The 16,184-nt window shown below is 29.8% G+C and carries 16 protein-coding genes; 14 read left to right on the top strand and 2 right to left on the bottom strand.

The window, feature by feature from the left end:
• Positions 1 to 283: 283 nt before the first annotated feature.
• Positions 284 to 520 (bottom strand): hypothetical protein, encoded by a 237-nt coding sequence (locus MW871_RS10915; RefSeq protein ID WP_248428534.1) that lies wholly within the window; start codon positions 518 to 520, stop codon positions 284 to 286.
• A 243-nt stretch (positions 521 to 763) separates the two neighbouring features.
• A complete protein-coding gene (locus MW871_RS10920) occupies positions 764 to 1,738 on the bottom strand; it encodes an NAD(P)H-quinone oxidoreductase (protein ID WP_248428535.1) in 975 nt (324 codons plus the stop codon).
• A gap of 306 nt (positions 1,739 to 2,044) precedes the next feature.
• Here MW871_RS10920 and MW871_RS10925 point away from each other — a divergent pair, with 306 nt between their 5' ends.
• The 14 genes from MW871_RS10925 (at position 2,045) to MW871_RS10990 (ending at position 16,070) form a co-directional block, all read left to right on the top strand.
• Positions 2,045 to 2,773, top strand: a complete 729-nt coding sequence (locus MW871_RS10925; protein ID WP_248428536.1) for an LOG family protein — start codon at positions 2,045 to 2,047, stop codon at positions 2,771 to 2,773.
• Between the two features lie 107 nt (positions 2,774 to 2,880).
• Complete coding sequence (locus MW871_RS10930) at positions 2,881 to 5,709, top strand: gluzincin family metallopeptidase (protein WP_345799457.1); 2,829 nt, start codon at positions 2,881 to 2,883, stop codon at positions 5,707 to 5,709.
• A gap of 186 nt (positions 5,710 to 5,895) precedes the next feature.
• Positions 5,896 to 8,304 (top strand): alpha-ketoacid dehydrogenase subunit alpha/beta, encoded by a 2,409-nt coding sequence (locus MW871_RS10935; protein WP_248428537.1) that lies wholly within the window; start codon positions 5,896 to 5,898, stop codon positions 8,302 to 8,304.
• Positions 8,305 to 8,496: 192 nt separating this feature from the next.
• On the top strand, positions 8,497 to 9,174 hold the full coding sequence (locus MW871_RS10940) for a peptidoglycan DD-metalloendopeptidase family protein (protein WP_210646134.1): 678 nt from the start codon (positions 8,497 to 8,499) through the stop codon (positions 9,172 to 9,174).
• 3 nt (positions 9,175 to 9,177) lie between these two features.
• Positions 9,178 to 9,654, top strand: coding sequence for a hypothetical protein (locus tag MW871_RS10945; RefSeq protein ID WP_210646133.1), 477 nt, complete (start codon positions 9,178 to 9,180; stop codon positions 9,652 to 9,654).
• Between the two features lie 585 nt (positions 9,655 to 10,239).
• Positions 10,240 to 10,434: a hypothetical protein gene (locus tag MW871_RS10950; RefSeq protein ID WP_210646132.1), complete on the top strand. Its 195-nt coding sequence runs from the start codon at positions 10,240 to 10,242 to the stop codon at positions 10,432 to 10,434.
• Positions 10,435 to 10,511: 77 nt separating this feature from the next.
• Entirely contained in the window at positions 10,512 to 10,985 is a 474-nt protein-coding gene (locus tag MW871_RS10955; RefSeq protein WP_188050648.1) for a Dps family protein, read from the top strand.
• A 248-nt stretch (positions 10,986 to 11,233) separates the two neighbouring features.
• Positions 11,234 to 11,455: a hypothetical protein gene (locus tag MW871_RS10960; protein WP_248428538.1), complete on the top strand. Its 222-nt coding sequence runs from the start codon at positions 11,234 to 11,236 to the stop codon at positions 11,453 to 11,455.
• Between the two features lie 219 nt (positions 11,456 to 11,674).
• Positions 11,675 to 12,160, top strand: a complete 486-nt coding sequence (locus MW871_RS10965) for a DUF2383 domain-containing protein (protein ID WP_248428539.1) — start codon at positions 11,675 to 11,677, stop codon at positions 12,158 to 12,160.
• 291 nt (positions 12,161 to 12,451) lie between these two features.
• On the top strand, positions 12,452 to 13,243 hold the full coding sequence (locus tag MW871_RS10970) for an MlaE family ABC transporter permease (protein WP_223151095.1): 792 nt from the start codon (positions 12,452 to 12,454) through the stop codon (positions 13,241 to 13,243).
• Between the two features lies 1 nt (position 13,244).
• Complete coding sequence (locus MW871_RS10975) at positions 13,245 to 14,021, top strand: ABC transporter ATP-binding protein (protein WP_188050651.1); 777 nt, start codon at positions 13,245 to 13,247, stop codon at positions 14,019 to 14,021.
• Between the two features lie 17 nt (positions 14,022 to 14,038).
• Positions 14,039 to 14,923, top strand: coding sequence for an MlaD family protein (locus MW871_RS10980; RefSeq protein ID WP_210646129.1), 885 nt, complete (start codon positions 14,039 to 14,041; stop codon positions 14,921 to 14,923).
• A 137-nt stretch (positions 14,924 to 15,060) separates the two neighbouring features.
• Positions 15,061 to 15,273, top strand: coding sequence for a hypothetical protein (locus MW871_RS10985; RefSeq protein ID WP_188050653.1), 213 nt, complete (start codon positions 15,061 to 15,063; stop codon positions 15,271 to 15,273).
• A gap of 332 nt (positions 15,274 to 15,605) precedes the next feature.
• A complete protein-coding gene (locus MW871_RS10990; RefSeq protein ID WP_248428540.1) occupies positions 15,606 to 16,070 on the top strand; it encodes a sll1863 family stress response protein in 465 nt (154 codons plus the stop codon).
• The last annotated feature ends 114 nt before the right edge of the window (positions 16,071 to 16,184 follow it).

Raw genomic sequence — 16,184 nt, forward strand, 5'->3', positions numbered from 1 at the left:
ATTCCCCTCCATTGGAGGGGTGCCCGTAGGGCGGGGTGGTTTTTTATTGATTGCAATATCACTAATAACATTCTATCCTCAAACTTTTAATCAATACCAGAGATAAAAAAAACTACTGCATCATACAGTAGTTTTCATTTTTATAATGTTATAAATCAAAAAAAAGCCCTTATACTTTTTTGCAACAATCATCTAATTGTTCATAAGCTACAACGTCTGCTTTTACATCATCAGCATCATAACCCATTTTTGAAATACCTGATTTTATAGTTTCTAGATTTGTTTATTGACTATTGTAAAAAACGGTAATTGTGCTGTTTTTTTCATCTAGTTCGTACATTTTCACTCCTTTTATTTTCAACATATTGGATTGGAAATTTCCTCCACAAGTTTCACACTGTTTACAATGATCGCAAAAAAGAGTTGTTTTTATTACTGCTTTCTGGTTTTTCTTACCGTCTTGAGCGGAAATGGTAGCCGTAAAAAGCGTAAAGAAGAGAATCAAAAAAGTGTTTTTCATACTATTATTTTTATTCAAATATATCAATTATTAAGTAACATTGAGTAGTGTTTTATGAAACGGATCAATTGAAGCTTAAAGCAATTCTATTTTAAAAACATCAAATTTTAAATAGTACTTTTAAAATCTCAATATTCGAAATTATTTTTTTTTATTGTTCCAAAAGGTCATTTAAAAAAATAATAGGAAGTTAGTTTCAATACTATATTATCAAATTTGAGTTTGATTATTTTTTTAATAATATCAATCCATTGTCAATAGAATTTTACCAATGTGATCACTACTTTCCATAAGTTTATGCGCTTCTGCAGCTTGTTCTAGAGGAAAAGTTTTATAAATTATAGGATGAATTTGTTTAGAATGAAATAGTGGCCAAATGTTGGTTTCTACCTCTTTTGCAATCTGAGTTTTTACTTCATCAGATTGAGGTTTAAGAAAGCTCCCGGTCAAGGTTAGATTCTTACTCATAATAGTGCGCAAATTAATATTTACCTCCGAACTTTTCATTCCGTTGATATAAATTAAGCGGCCTTTCTCGTTTAATATTTCAAGATTCTTTTGCGTATAATCTCCTCCAACCATATCTAGAATAACATCAATTTTTTCCTCTTTTAGTACTTCTTCAAAGGCGTTTTTTTTATAATTGATTGCCATTCCTAAGTTCATTTTATTTAAAAAATCAATCTTTTTGTCACTTCCTGCAGTGGTGTAAACTTTACAACCATAAGCTTTTGCCATTTGTAGACCCATAGTGCCAATACCACTTGTTCCGCCGTGAATTAATAACTTTTCGTTAGGTTGCAGTTTTCCTAAATGAAAAACGTTAAACCAAACCGTAAAAACAGTCTCTGGAATGGCTGCTGCATCTATTAGACTGATTCCATTTGGAATGAAAAGACAATGCGAAGTGTTTACCACAACATATTCGGCATATCCTCCGCTTGCGATAAGTGCACATACTTTATCTCCAATTTTTTTGTCGGTTACATTTTCGCCAATTGCTGTTATTTCTCCTGAAACTTCTAAACCAGGAATTAAAGTCCCTGTAAATCCTTTGCCGTAGGCATCCCTATTTTGACGCGTAATTACATCACTGCGATTCACACCAGCTGCTTTGACTTTGATTAATACTTGATTTTTATCTGGTTTGGGTTTTGGAGTTTCTTGTAACTGCAATACTTCTGGTCCGCCAGATTTTGTAATATGAATAGCTTTCATGGTCTCATTATTTTGATATCCTTAAAGATAAGTTTTTTTGACCTTAACCACTTATTTCTTTTTTCTTTTAAATCAGTAAATAAATTTAATTTTAGAAGCTTTGTAAGGTAGAAAACAACAATATAATCTTAAAATTAAAGATTGATTTCACTTTATTGATAAAAAAGAATTACTTTAGTAAATTGGAGTCCTAGCCCAGATAGAAGTGGAAATCCTTTTTATTTTTTTTGAAAAAAAATAAAAAGATTGGAACAAATAGCTGGAAAAAGCTCCTAAAGAAATGAGTAATAAATTAGATATTAAAAAATGAGATTAGAAGATTTTGACAATGATGAGGATAAAGTAATCCAAGATCGATTAAAGCAAAAAAGTTGGAACGAAATTAGAACAAATGATAGTTGGGCCATTTTTAAAATCATGGCAGAGTTTGTAAACGGTTATGAAACAATGGGTCGCATAGGACCTTGTGTTACTATTTTTGGATCGGCGCGAACGAAAGCAGATTCACCAAATTATATACTAGCAGAAAAAATAGCATACAAAATTAGTAAAGCTGGTTATGGTGTAATTACGGGCGGTGGTCCAGGTATTATGGAAGCTGGTAATAAAGGCGCACATCTTGGTGGCGGAACTTCTGTGGGACTGAATATTGAATTGCCTTTTGAGCAACATTTTAATCCCTATATCGACGGTGATAAAAACTTGAATTTCGATTATTTCTTTGTTCGTAAAGTGATGTTCGTAAAGTATTCTCAAGGTTTTGTTGTGATGCCTGGAGGTTTTGGAACGATGGATGAATTGTTTGAAGCTATCACCTTGATTCAGACTAAAAAAGTGGCTAAGTTTCCTATAATATTAGTGGGAACAAGCTTCTGGTCTGGATTGCTCGATTGGATTAAAACAGTTTTAGTAGAAAAAGAACTTACTGTAAGTCCAGAGGATTTAAATTTATTTAAAATCGTTGATACTGCAGAGGAGGTCGTTGAAATACTTGATAAATTTTATAAAAAATATGATTTATCACCCAATTTTTAATTAAAAAGCTGTCTTAACCGACAGCTTTTTTTATTTTAAAGGAGAATTATACAATTTGTGTCTAATATTAATTATATTTATTTTTTACAAATCTTAATTCTCATTGCTTGAAATCAAATTATAAAATTGGCTTTTTAATTCTTATCGTATTAGTTTCTGCCAAATTATCTGCGCAACATCAGTCGAAGATGGTTGTAGCGTTGAATGTTGAGAAAAAGATTTTAGACATACAGCAACAAATTACTTTTTTTAATCAAACCAATGATACGCTAACTACTATCGTTCTGAATGATTGGAACAATGCCTTTTCTAATAAAAATACGCCTTTAGCAAAACGATTTTCAGATGAATTTTATAGAGGTTTTCATCTGGCTAAAGAAGAAGAGCGCGGAAGCACCAACAATCTATTAATCACCACTAATACTGAAGAGCCAATAATCTGGGAGCGAACAAAAAAAAATCCTGATTATATCGTATTACAATTAAATAAAAAATTATTACCCAACGAGAAAATTACGTTAATGCTTTCCTATGCTAGTAAAATACCTAATGATAAGTTTACAAAATTTGGTTACAATGACAATGGAATTTTAAATCTTAAAAATTGGTATCTAACTCCAGCTCGATACGAAAATCATAATTTTGTAAAAAATAGCAATAACAACTTAGACGATATTGCAAATGCAATTTCAGATTTTGAGATTGATTTTGTATTGCCTAATACATTAGAAATCACATCGGATTTAAACAGTCAAAAAACAGTCGCAAAAGATGGTTTTGTAAACTTTACATTATCAGGCGACAATAGAACAGATTTTAATTTAATTGTTGAACCCAAAAAGAGTTTTTTAAGTTATAAAAATAATGCAATAGAGGTAATTACCAATCTAAAAGACAGCAAACTGAATGAAATACAGAAAGCTATCTTAATTGATCGTATTACAGACTTTACAACCAACTTAATTGGAAATTATCCTCATCAAAAAATTATAGTTTCGCAAACCGCTTATGAGAGAAATCCGTTCTACGGTCTTAATCAGTTGCCATCGTTTTTAAGTCCTTTTCCGGATGAATTTATTTATGAAATTAAGTTTTTAAAAACCTATCTAAACGAATTTTTAAAAACAAGTCTGCATTTAGATCCAAGAAAAGACAGCTGGATTTATGATGGTATTCAGGTTTATGTAATGATGAAATATATTGACGAACATTATCCTGAGGCAAAAATGATGGGTAGTATCTCTAAAATTAAATTGCTGAAAAGTTTTAATCTTACCAAAATTGACTTTAACGGACAATACAGTTATTTCTATATGCTGATGGCTCGTAGAAACCTAGATCAACCATTAGGAAGTCCAAAAAATACCTTAATAAAATTTAATGAGCAAATAGCTAGTAAATACCGCGCGGGATTAAGCATTCGGTTCTTAGATGATTATTTGCAAAATAATAGTGTTGCCAATAGCATTGCTACATTTTACAAACAAAATAATTCGAAACAAGTAAGTAGAATTGATTTTGAAACAATACTAAAAGGAAATACAAACAAAAATATTAATTGGTTCTTTAATACCATTATCGATTCAAGAGCTATTATAGATTATAAATTTACGGACGTTTTAAAAACCAAAGATAGCATCACCTTTTCCGTTAGAAATAGAACAGGAACTCCTATTCCGATTCCCGTGTATGGTACAAAAAACGGTGAAATTGTATTTAAACAATGGCTAGATATCGAAGCTTGTGATAGCACTTTTACCATTCCTAGATCAAATATTGATAAAATCGTTTTAAACTTAAAAAATGAAGTTCCCGAATATAATTTGAGAAACAATTGGTACAAACTCGATGGATTTTTCCCTAACAATAGACCCATTAAATTTGCATTTATGAAGGATTTAGAAGATCCGTATTACAATCAAATTTTATATGTTCCCTCTATTAGCTACAATTTATATGATGGTTTGATTCCTGGATTGCGTTTGCATAACAAAACCATTTTAGAAAAACCATTTGTTTTTGATGTAAATCCCTCCTACTCTACTAAATCGAACAATTTATCGGGTTCTGCGTCATTTGCTATCAATCATAATTATAGAAATAGTACCCTTTATAATGCAAGATATTCTATGAGTAGTTCTTATTTTCATTATGCTGAAGATGCTACTTATTTAAGATTGAATCCAACAATTCAGTTGCGTATTCGCGAACCTAATTTTAGAGACAATAGAAAACAACTCTTTATGTTTAGACAAGTTCTTGTAAATAAAGAAAAAAGTGCAATTTTGATGGATAATTCACCTGAAAATTATTCCGTTTTTGAAGCCAGATATATTAATACGAAAACAGAAGTTACCAATCATTTTGGTCTATCTAGTAATGTGCAAATAGCCGGTAATTTTGGTAAATTGACTAGTGAGATTGGATATGGAAAATTATTTGAAAACAACCGTCAAATAAATATGCGCTTTTATGCTGGAGTCTTTCTTTACAATAAAACTCAATCTGATTTCTTTAGTTTTGCCTTAGACCGACCAACGGATTATATGTTTGATTACAACTATTTAGGCCGCTCTGAAAGTACCGGAATTTATAGCCAACAATACATCATTGCAGAGGGTGGTTTTAAATCAAAAATAGCCACACCTTATGCCAATCGTTGGATTACTAGTTTTAATGCGAGTTACAGTATTTGGAACTGGATTGAAATTTATGGAGATGTAGGATTAATAAAAAATAATTCTACTCCAGCTCAATTTGTTTATGATAGTGGCATACGTTTAAACTTGGTTACAGATTACTTTGAACTCTACTTTCCAGTCTATTCTAACAATGGATGGGAGATTGCTGAAAATAATTATAATGAAAAAGTACGATTTATTGTTACTTTTTCGCCTAAAACATTACTCAATCTTTTTAATCGAAAATGGTTTTAATCGAATATATTTATCACTATTACTTACATTATTGTTACAAAAACTAAATTTAAATTACATATAGTGAAAAAATACACTTCTTTTTACTAGAATAAAACAGAATAATTAAATTCAATTTTATGCAGTGTACTATGAAAATAGATAGTTTTTAGTTAAATTTGCATCATAAAGTTATACTTTCTAATTATGATAAAAGAAAAAACCAATTCTACATTGACATTTGCTGATTTCAAAATCGAAGTTTTGAAAGACTATACAACTGCTATTATAAGCCGAGAATGTAGTCTTTTAGGCCGTAAAGAAGTATTAACAGGAAAAGCCAAGTTTGGAATTTTTGGTGACGGAAAAGAAGTACCACAATTGGCAATGGCCAAAGCTTTTAAAAATGGCGATTTCCGCTCTGGATACTATCGTGATCAAACCTTTATGATGGCAATAGGACAATTAACTGTTCAACAATTTTTTGCTGGATTATACGGACATACTGATATAGAACAAGAACCAATGTCGGCAGGAAGACAAATGGGAGGCCATTTTGCCACTCATAGTTTAAACGAAGACGGATCTTGGAAAGACTTAACAAAACAAAAAAACTCAAGTTCCGATATTTCTCCTACTGCAGGACAAATGCCTCGATTATTAGGAATAGCGCAAGCTTCTAAAATCTATAGACAGGTTAAAGGAATGCCTAATGCAGCCAATTTTTCGAATGAAGGAAATGAAGTTGCTTGGGGAACAATAGGAAACGCAAGTACATCCGAAGGATTATTTTTCGAAACCATCAATGCTGCCGGTGTATTACAAGTACCAATGGTGATGAGCGTTTGGGATGATGAATACGGTATTTCAGTACACGCCAGACATCAAACAACCAAGGAAAATATATCTGAAATTTTAAAAGGATATCAGAAAGAAGAAGATACTAATGGTTTCGAAATTCTGAGAGTCAAAGGTTGGGATTATGCAGAACTTGTAGCTACTTATGAAAAAGCAGCGATAATTGCTAGAGAAAGCCATGTGCCTGTTTTAATTCATGTGAATGAGTTGACTCAACCACAAGGACATTCCAGCTCTGGATCTCATGAGCGTTATAAGGACGCCAATAGATTAGCTTGGGAAAGAGATTTTGATTGTATTAGACAAATGAAATTGTGGATGATTGCAATTAATATTGCTTCACCGGAAGAAATTGATGCAATTGATGCTGCAGCAAAAAAAGAAGTTTTAGAAGGTAAAAAAGCAGCCTGGAATGCTTTCTTACAGCCTATTATTGAAGAACAAAAGGAGTTAGTTACTTTACTTGAAAAAATAGCAACAACTAGTAAAAAACAAGAAGAAGTTTTAAAATATGCTTCTGAATTAAGTGCCATTAAATCTCCTATCAAAAAGGAAATTCTGGTTACCGCTCGTAAAGTATTGCGTTTGATTATTACCGAGAACCAGCGAGAAGAACTTTCTCAATGGATCACAAGATATACTGCTAAAACACAAAAGAATTTTAGCAGCAACTTATATTCAGAAACTGATTTAAATGTTTTTTCTGTAGACAAAGTACTTCCTACTTACGCTGATGATGCTGCCGAAGATACTGATGGACGCATGATTTTAAGAGATAATTTTGATGCTATTTTTACTAAATATCCTGAAACTTTAATCTTTGGTGAAGATGCCGGAACGATTGGTGACGTGAATCAAGGTTTAGAAGGAATGCAAGAGAAATACGGAGAATTGCGTGTTGCCGATGTTGGAATTCGTGAGGCTACTATTTTAGGTCAAGGAATAGGAATGGCATTAAGAGGTCTGCGTCCGATTGCTGAGATTCAATATTTAGATTATTTATTATATGCTATTCAAATCATGAGTGATGATTTGGCTACATTAAGATACCGAACCGTAGGAAAACAAAAAGCGCCTCTTATTATTCGTACACGAGGACATCGTTTAGAAGGAATTTGGCATTCAGGATCTCCTATGGGAATGATTATCAATGCTATTAGAGGAATTCATGTTTTAGTACCAAGAAACATGACTCAAGCTGCTGGTTTTTACAACAGTTTGTTAGAATGTGATGAACCTGCATTGGTTATCGAATGTTTAAATGGTTACCGTTTAAAAGAAAAAATGCCAACAAACTATGGAGAATTCAAAACACCAATTGGTGTAGTAGAAACCATGAAAGAAGGATCAGATATTACATTAGTATCGTATGGTTCTACCTTACGCTTGGTACAACAAGCTGCAAAAGAACTGCTAGAAGTTGGTATTGATTGCGAAGTTATCGACTTGCAATCGTTGTTACCTTTTGACATTAAGCATGATTTGGTTAAAAGTATTATGAAAACGAATCGTTTATTAGTTATTGATGAAGATGTTCCAGGAGGTGCTTCTGCTTATATCTTGCAACAAATTATCGAACAGCAAAATGGATATAATTATTTAGACAGTAAACCTCAAACCCTAACTGCTAAAGAACATAGACCTGCTTACGGAACAGATGGTGATTATTTTTCAAAACCTTCTACGGAAGATATTTATGAAAAAGTATATGAAATGATGAATGAAGTAAATCCGTCAAAATATCCAACTATGTTTTAAACTTAAAAATAGTGATTATTATTGTTTTCAATTAAATAGTAAGCGAATATCTAATATTGATACAATTCTTTTTTAATCCTCTTTATTATTTTTTTTGAAATTAAATTCAAAAATAAAAGTTATAATGCCAATGTAAATTTTTTACGTTGGCATTTTTTATTTAAATTTAAGGTTTTATAAAAATCAAACAAAATGAAATCTTTAGAATCAATTTTAAAAGAAATACAAAATGTTAAAGTAATCGATGGACAAATTGGCTACAAAGACTATATTGGTTTGGATTTATCTGTAGAAAATGAAAATTTAAAAAAACTACCAGTTGATAATGCCATACAATTTGAAGAATATATTGAAAACTATTTAAGTATCCATAATGCTAAAGTAGCTTTTGGAGGTTATAATGAAGTTCGAAATTTATATAAAAGAAGTGAAATCTTTAATGATACTGCTATAGAAGAAAGGAACATTCACATTGGTCTAGATTTATGGATTAAAGCAGGAACTCCAGTATTAGCAGCAGTTGACGGTCGAGTACATAGTTTTAATAACAATACCGGAATTGGCGATTATGGTCCCACAATAATCTTAGAACATCAAATAGAAGAACAAAAATTTTATACTTTATACGGACATTTATCGTTAGAAAGCATTGTAAACCTTAAGGAAGATTCCATTTTTAAAAAAGGAGAACAAATAGCAACCTTAGGAGACGCTTCGGTCAATGGAGATTACGCTCCACATTTACACTTTCAAATTATAAAAGATATTTCTAATTATAAAGGGGATTATCCCGGAGTATGTAGCAAAAACAATCAAAAATTTTATTTAGAAAATTGTCCAAATCCTAATATCTTATTAAAAATAGACTAAATCATGAGAAATTTTATTATAGTTCTAAGTATCTTAATACTTACTGGATGTAAATCTAAAAACGCCATTACTGCAGCAGAAGCGGAAGCAAATAAAACTGTAAAAATCAACACCTCTGAAATTTCAGAAAGCCAAAAAAGTAAAGCTTATGAATTAGGAACTAGAGTATTAATGACCTGCAATACCTCTAAATTTAAACCCTTTACAACAAGCGAAGCAACTGCCTCTGTAATAAAAAATACAACTGAAGAAAGATTAACGAAAACCTGCACTCGTTTCCGACAATATTATGGCAGTTTTATTGATCTTGAATTAATTGAAGCTTACAAGAACAACTTTGACCAATCTATCGTTTTTCGTTATAAAGCTTCTTATACAAAAAAGGTTGCCAATAAAGAATTACGATTGATTATGAATTCAGAAAACAAAGTCTCCTCTATAAAATCTATGGATTGGGTTGATGGCTTTTCAATGAATTAATTTGCTCAAATTAATATTCATATGAATTTTTAAAATTAAAAAAAAATAAAATAGCAACAGCTTTTTGACAAATATTAAGGAGTCGCAAAGCTGTTTTTTTTATGCCTTTTGTTTTTTAAATTTAAGAATTCAATACGCTTGAATAATCTTTTTTTTTATTAAAACATAAGTTTTAATAAAATCGACAATAGTCGTGATTAGATTAAAATTAACTTTTCAATTCTAGGTAACATTTATAGTAATCCTATCCGTAGTTTTTTCTTAATAATCTACTCGAAAGTTGCCCCATACTAAGTTAAAGATAAATTCTTCTAAAACAACCCAAAAAAAGAGTTCCAAGCAACATTCTTGCGCTTATCATTGTTTTTTAAAACAAAATATCACTTTAACTATCAACAACTTAAACCTTATAAAACATTACTTTTAATCTTTTGAATATCAATTTTGCTTTAAATATTATAACTTTTACAAACAATTGTGTAACTCATTTTGTTTGAAATGAAAATATCTTTGTGAAGTAATTATAAGAGTTTTAAAAAAGCACATTAATTTCTTAGAAATTATTAATTCTAAAAACAGAAAATCATGAATCTCAAAAGAATATTTGGCGCTTTATTAACAACTTTAGGTATTGCTGGACTTATTTACACAGCAGTTTTATTTGCACAAACGAGTGGCGAAATGAATGATATTAAAGGATTAGTTATTTACGGCATATTAGGAATTGTTTTCTTCTTGTCTGGAATAAGTTTGATCCGCACAACAAAAGACGAATCATAATTTTCAAACATTATTGTTACAATTAAGAAATCAAATTAGTTCGAATTTCACATAATAATCAAATTAAATATAATAATATGAAACTTAAAATCGGAATTACAGAAGCACACTTAAAAAACAGTATTTCATTACTAACTTCAATTTTAGCAAATGAGATGACATTTTATATTAAATTAAGAAAATTTCATTGGAACGTATCGGGACCAAGTTTTATGGAACTTCATAAATTATTTGAAGCTCAGTATTCAGAGGTTGAAGTATCTATCGATGAAACTGCAGAACGTATTAGCAAATTAGGCGGAAAAGCAATTGGAACTATGAAAGAATTTGCTGAATTGACTATAATCAAAGAATCTCCAAATAAATATCCAGAGCAAAAAGAAATGCTAAAAGAGTTGTTGGAAGATCATGAAACATTAATTGTACAATTACGTAAAGATGTTGATGCAAGTGAAGATGAGAATAAAGATTCAGGTACAGCAGACTTTTTAAATGGCTTAATGCAAGGTCACGAAACGATGGCTTGGATGTTAAGAAGATATTTAGAATAATATATTCTTTGGTAAAAAGCTGATAAAGCAATTGTACAAAGGAAATAGTAAGGTTAGGTTTTTATTTAGTTAAGAAGGGACTGTTGGCAACAGCAGTCCTTTTTTTTATACTTTTTAAAAAATATATAAACAGTATCAATCTGACTCATTTTATTATTTCTATCAATTAATACTAAATTTTATTCTTTAAATAATGAAGAATATTAAAATCAATTATACTTTAAAATAACAAACTTAAAACCAAAAATATGAACAATAAAACAGCCGGAATCGTATTAATTATCATCGGAATCTTAATGGTAGCCTACAACAGCTTCAATTTTAAAACAACCGAAAAAGTAATTGACTTAGGTCCTATTGAAGTCAATAAAGAAGTGAATCATCCTATGGCTTGGTCACCAATCATTGGAGTTGCACTTGTTGTTGGTGGTGTTATATTATTAGTAGTTGGTTCAAAAAAAAATAGCTAATTAATAAAGCTCTCCTTTTGTGAGTATATGAATTTTGTAACTATTCTCTGTATTCATGTAACATAACTTATCGTTTATTAAATGAAATTTGCTACAATAAATAATAAGTTAAAACAATGAAAAAAGTTTTTTTGTAAAATAACTAATTCATTGCAAATCAAATAAATCATTTTATAATTCTCTACAAAATAAACGAAGTTAGTTTAAATAATTAAAACGATGAGTACAGAAAAATCAGTTGCAGTATTAAATACTCTTATCAAAATAAATAATGATAGAATTAGAGTTTATGATTTAGCCCAAAAGGCGACACATGATATTGATTTACACCAATTATTTGACCATTTTCAATCTGATATTAATATGTTTATAACGGAGCTTGAAAGTGATTTGCAAAAGTTGAATAGTAACCCAGTGTCCTTTAAAAAGAAAAATATTTTTTTAGAAAAAATGTGGCTTAGTTTTAAATTATTTTTTGATGAAAGCAACAGAGAAGATTTGCTAAATACTTTAGAATACGATGAATTTGTTGCACTAAACAATTACAAAAGCACATTAGTAAATAACTTAATTGATTTAGATACTAGCACCAAAATGAGATTAAAATCACATTATAAAATGCTTGAAACACGTCACGATAAGTTAAAAGAATTAGGTGATTTAATGTTAATAGAACACAAATATGATAAAAGTTTTACTTTCTAAAAATAACTCTATTTTAAATATGAAACGAAAATTTTAGATTTATTTTCGCTAAAATTTACTACTCATACCAACATGAATTTATTGAAAAATTATAGAGATTAAGTCTTATAAAGGGTAATTAATTTTCTTACTTATTCTTTTATACTTGTATTTATTGGTTGAATATATAATATTTATTCAACCAATAAATCAAATCTATACAAATTAAAAAATTCAATATTCCTTTTTCAAAATTATATTTACCCATCACTTTGTCTAAATAAAGGTGTATAAAATCAAAAATATATCGAAATGAATACTACGCTAATTGCCAAAAAGGAAAGTATCACAACCTACTTAAAAGAAACCTTTAATGACATAGGGAAAGTGACTTTGTTTGCTTCTCGCTTTTTTAGAGAAGTGATTAAACCTCCTTATGAAATAAAAGAATTGATCAAACAGTGCTACATAATAGGCTATAAATCATTGCCTCTTGTCACCGTTACAGGATTCATTATGGGTTTAGTATTGACGTTACAATCAAGACCAACTTTAGCAAAATTTGGTGCAGAATCATGGCTTCCCAGTATGGTTGCTTTATCACTAATTAGAGAAATAGCACCCGTTATAACTGCTTTAATTTGTGCTGGTAAAGTTTCCTCTGGTATTGGTGCGGAACTTGGTTCGATGAAAGTTACAGAACAAATTGACGCCATGGAAGTTTCAGCAATTAATCCTTTTAAATACTTAGTCGTTACGCGCATTTTAGCAACTACTTTCATGATTCCTTTACTAGTAATCTTTGCAGACGGAATTGGTGTTATTGGCGGATATATAGGAATAAATATTCATGGCGACGTAAACTTATACCGTTATTTATCTCAGGTGCTAGAATCAATAACATTCTCTGATATTTTCCCTGCAACAATGAAAACATTTTTCTTTGGTTTCTTTATAGGAATGATAGGATGTTACAAGGGATTTAATGCTGCAAATGGAACTGAAAGTGTTGGTAAAGCAGCTAATTCAGCTGTTGTAACCGCATCACTAAGCATTTTTATTATTGACATGATTGCAGTACAATTAACCGATTTATTTTTATAAGATGGAAGATGAGATAAAAAAAAGGAATATTATCCAGAAATCAGAAGCTGATGTTCCAGTAATAGAAATAAAAAATCTTCATAAATCATTTGGTACAAATGAGGTCTTAAAAGGAGTAAACTTAACAGTAAATAAAGGTGAAAATCTAGTTATTTTAGGAAAGTCTGGATCAGGAAAATCAATCACTATAAAGTGTATTGTTGGTTTAATGCGGATAGATGAAGGAGAGATTAATGTTTTTGGGACAGACATTACCAAATTGCACATTGCTGAACTAAATGGAATTCGAGTTAGAATCGGTTTTTTATTTCAAAATGCAGCTTTATACGACTCTATGAGTGTTCGTGATAATTTGGGATTTACTTTAAAACGTCACGCTAAAGATTTGTCTGCAGAGGAAGTAGAAAGCCAGATAAAAGAAATTTTAGATAGTGTTGGTCTGAGCGAAGCCATAGACAAAATGCCTTCGGAACTTTCTGGCGGAATGAGAAAAAGAATTGGGTTAGCTAGAACTCTAATTTTAAAACCTGAAATTATTTTGTATGATGAACCAACAACAGGATTAGATACAATTACTTCGAGAGAAATTAGTGAACTAATTATTGAAATTCAAAAAAAATATAAAACTACTTCAATTATAATTACACACGATATGCCTTGTGCAAAATTAACGGGAAACCGATTAATGGTTTTAAAAGAAGGTGTAATGCATGCTGAAGGTACTTACGAAGAACTAGAAAAAAGTGAGGATGAATGGGTTCGCTCGTTTTTCCTATAACTAATAAAAAAAATAAAATGAAAAAAGAATCTGGATACCAGTGGAAATTAGGAATGTTTGTAATAATTGGATTGGTTCTATTTGTAGGAACTATTTACTTTGTTGGAAAACAAAAAAACTTGTTCGGTTCTACATTTGAATTGTATTCAAAATTTAATTCGGTAAGTGGACTTGAAATTGGTAATAATGTTCGTTTATCAGGTATTAATATTGGAACAGTTGATGATATAGATTTTCTAAATGACACTTTAGTTATTGTAAGACTAGTCATTAAAGATGAAGTGCGCCAATTTATAAAAAAAGATGCCATCGCAAGTATTAGTTCTGACGGATTAATGGGTGATAAGGTTTTGGTGATTTCTGCAGGAAAAAAGTCTAATGTTATAGTTGAAGATAAGGATCAAATCGCCTCAAAACGAGCCATAGAAATGGATGATCTAATGGTTAGCGTTAAAAAAAGTGTAGACAATGCCGCAGTAATTACTGCAGAATTAGCGCAGTTTAGTTACAACATGAATAATGGTAATGGTGCTTTATCAAAATTAATTTCGGATGAACAATTTGGGAACAGTATAAAAGGTACTATTTTGAATCTTGAAAAAAGTACAACCGAGTTTAAACGCTTTACTGTAAATATGAATAACGGCAAAGGAGCTTTATCTAAATTAGTGGGCGATGAAAGAATGGGAAAATCGGTTGATTCCTCTTTAACAAATGTAAAAACAGCTACTAAAGGACTTAACGAAGTTATTGAAGCTGCAAAACATAATTTTCTTTTAAGAGGATTCTTTAAGAAAAAGAAAAAAGAAGAAGAAAAAAAGCAAGAAGAACTAGATAATCTTGAAGAAGAACAAATGAAAAAAGAATTACAAATGGATGTTAAAAATGACTCGATAAAATAACTCATTTTCAAAGGAATAACAATTATAAAATGGTAAATTCACAGTTCAGTTAATTAAACAAAACTGCACTTTGAATTTACCATTTTTTTTATGGCTTTTACTAAACAATATTGCCGTTTCTAATACATAACTTATTTATGAAAACAGAAAATCAACTTACTATTGCTATTCTTGAAATTACAATGAAAATTCGTAATGAATATCCTGAGTTAATAAAATACTTAGCAGAATTACCTGTCACAATACCAGACATCAGCAATCCTGAAATAAATACAAAAGTATTAATGGATTACTACCAATCTTTAGAAAACATAATAAAAAAATACAGTTCTACTCATACACTATCTTAAGGCTAGTTTTTTTTATAAAATATTAAACTACTCCTTTTATATTATAAAAATTTCAACTCCTTTTCATTTACTATTTTCTTAAGCGTTCAAATATTAAATTTTAATTTTTGAAACTACAATCAGTAAATAAGATAAGTTTTAATAAAAGTTATGTAATTATTTTTTAGTTAAAATGATTCAACTTTGTATTACAAATTCAACCTAATTGTTTCAAAAATAATTTTTAGAATTATTATAATTTTTCAATTATTTTCTTTTGATCCAACAGGTTTAATTTTAAACAAAAAAATAAATTAAAACAAAACTATTTAAATAACTTAAAATAATTTATCATGAAAAAGACAATTTTAAATTTAGCCTTAACAACATTTATTGTTGCGACTGTATTAGTGGGATGTCAAGACAAATCTAAACAAGAAGCTGAAGCAAAAGAAAACGTAGAAAATGCAAAAGAAAATCTAGATGATGCAAAAGCTGAATTATCAGATGCAAGAAGAGCAGCAACAGAGCAAGAATGGCAAGCATTTAAAGACAGTACAAATGCAACCATCAAACAAAACGAAATTAGAATTGGTGAAATGAAGGCAGAATTAAAGAAAACAGGAAAAACAATTGATTCCGAGTATTCTAAAAACATTCAAGAATTAGAAGAAAAAAACAAAGAGATTAAAAATAAATTAGAGGTGTATAAAAATAACACTAATAGTGATTGGCAATCCTTCAAAAAAGAGTTCAGACATGACATGGATGATTTAGGACAATCCCTAAAAAACTTCACAGTAAAAGACAAAAAATAAATCTAAAAGGCGAGTTAATACTCGCCTTTTTTATTACAACTAACTGATTAGTATATTATTAAATATACTTTTTATTGCATTTTAAATTATCTAAGTGTGAATTTTATAAATTTA

The organism is Flavobacterium pygoscelis, assembly GCF_023162025.1.
In the GTDB taxonomy this organism is placed as follows: domain Bacteria; phylum Bacteroidota; class Bacteroidia; order Flavobacteriales; family Flavobacteriaceae; genus Flavobacterium; species Flavobacterium pygoscelis.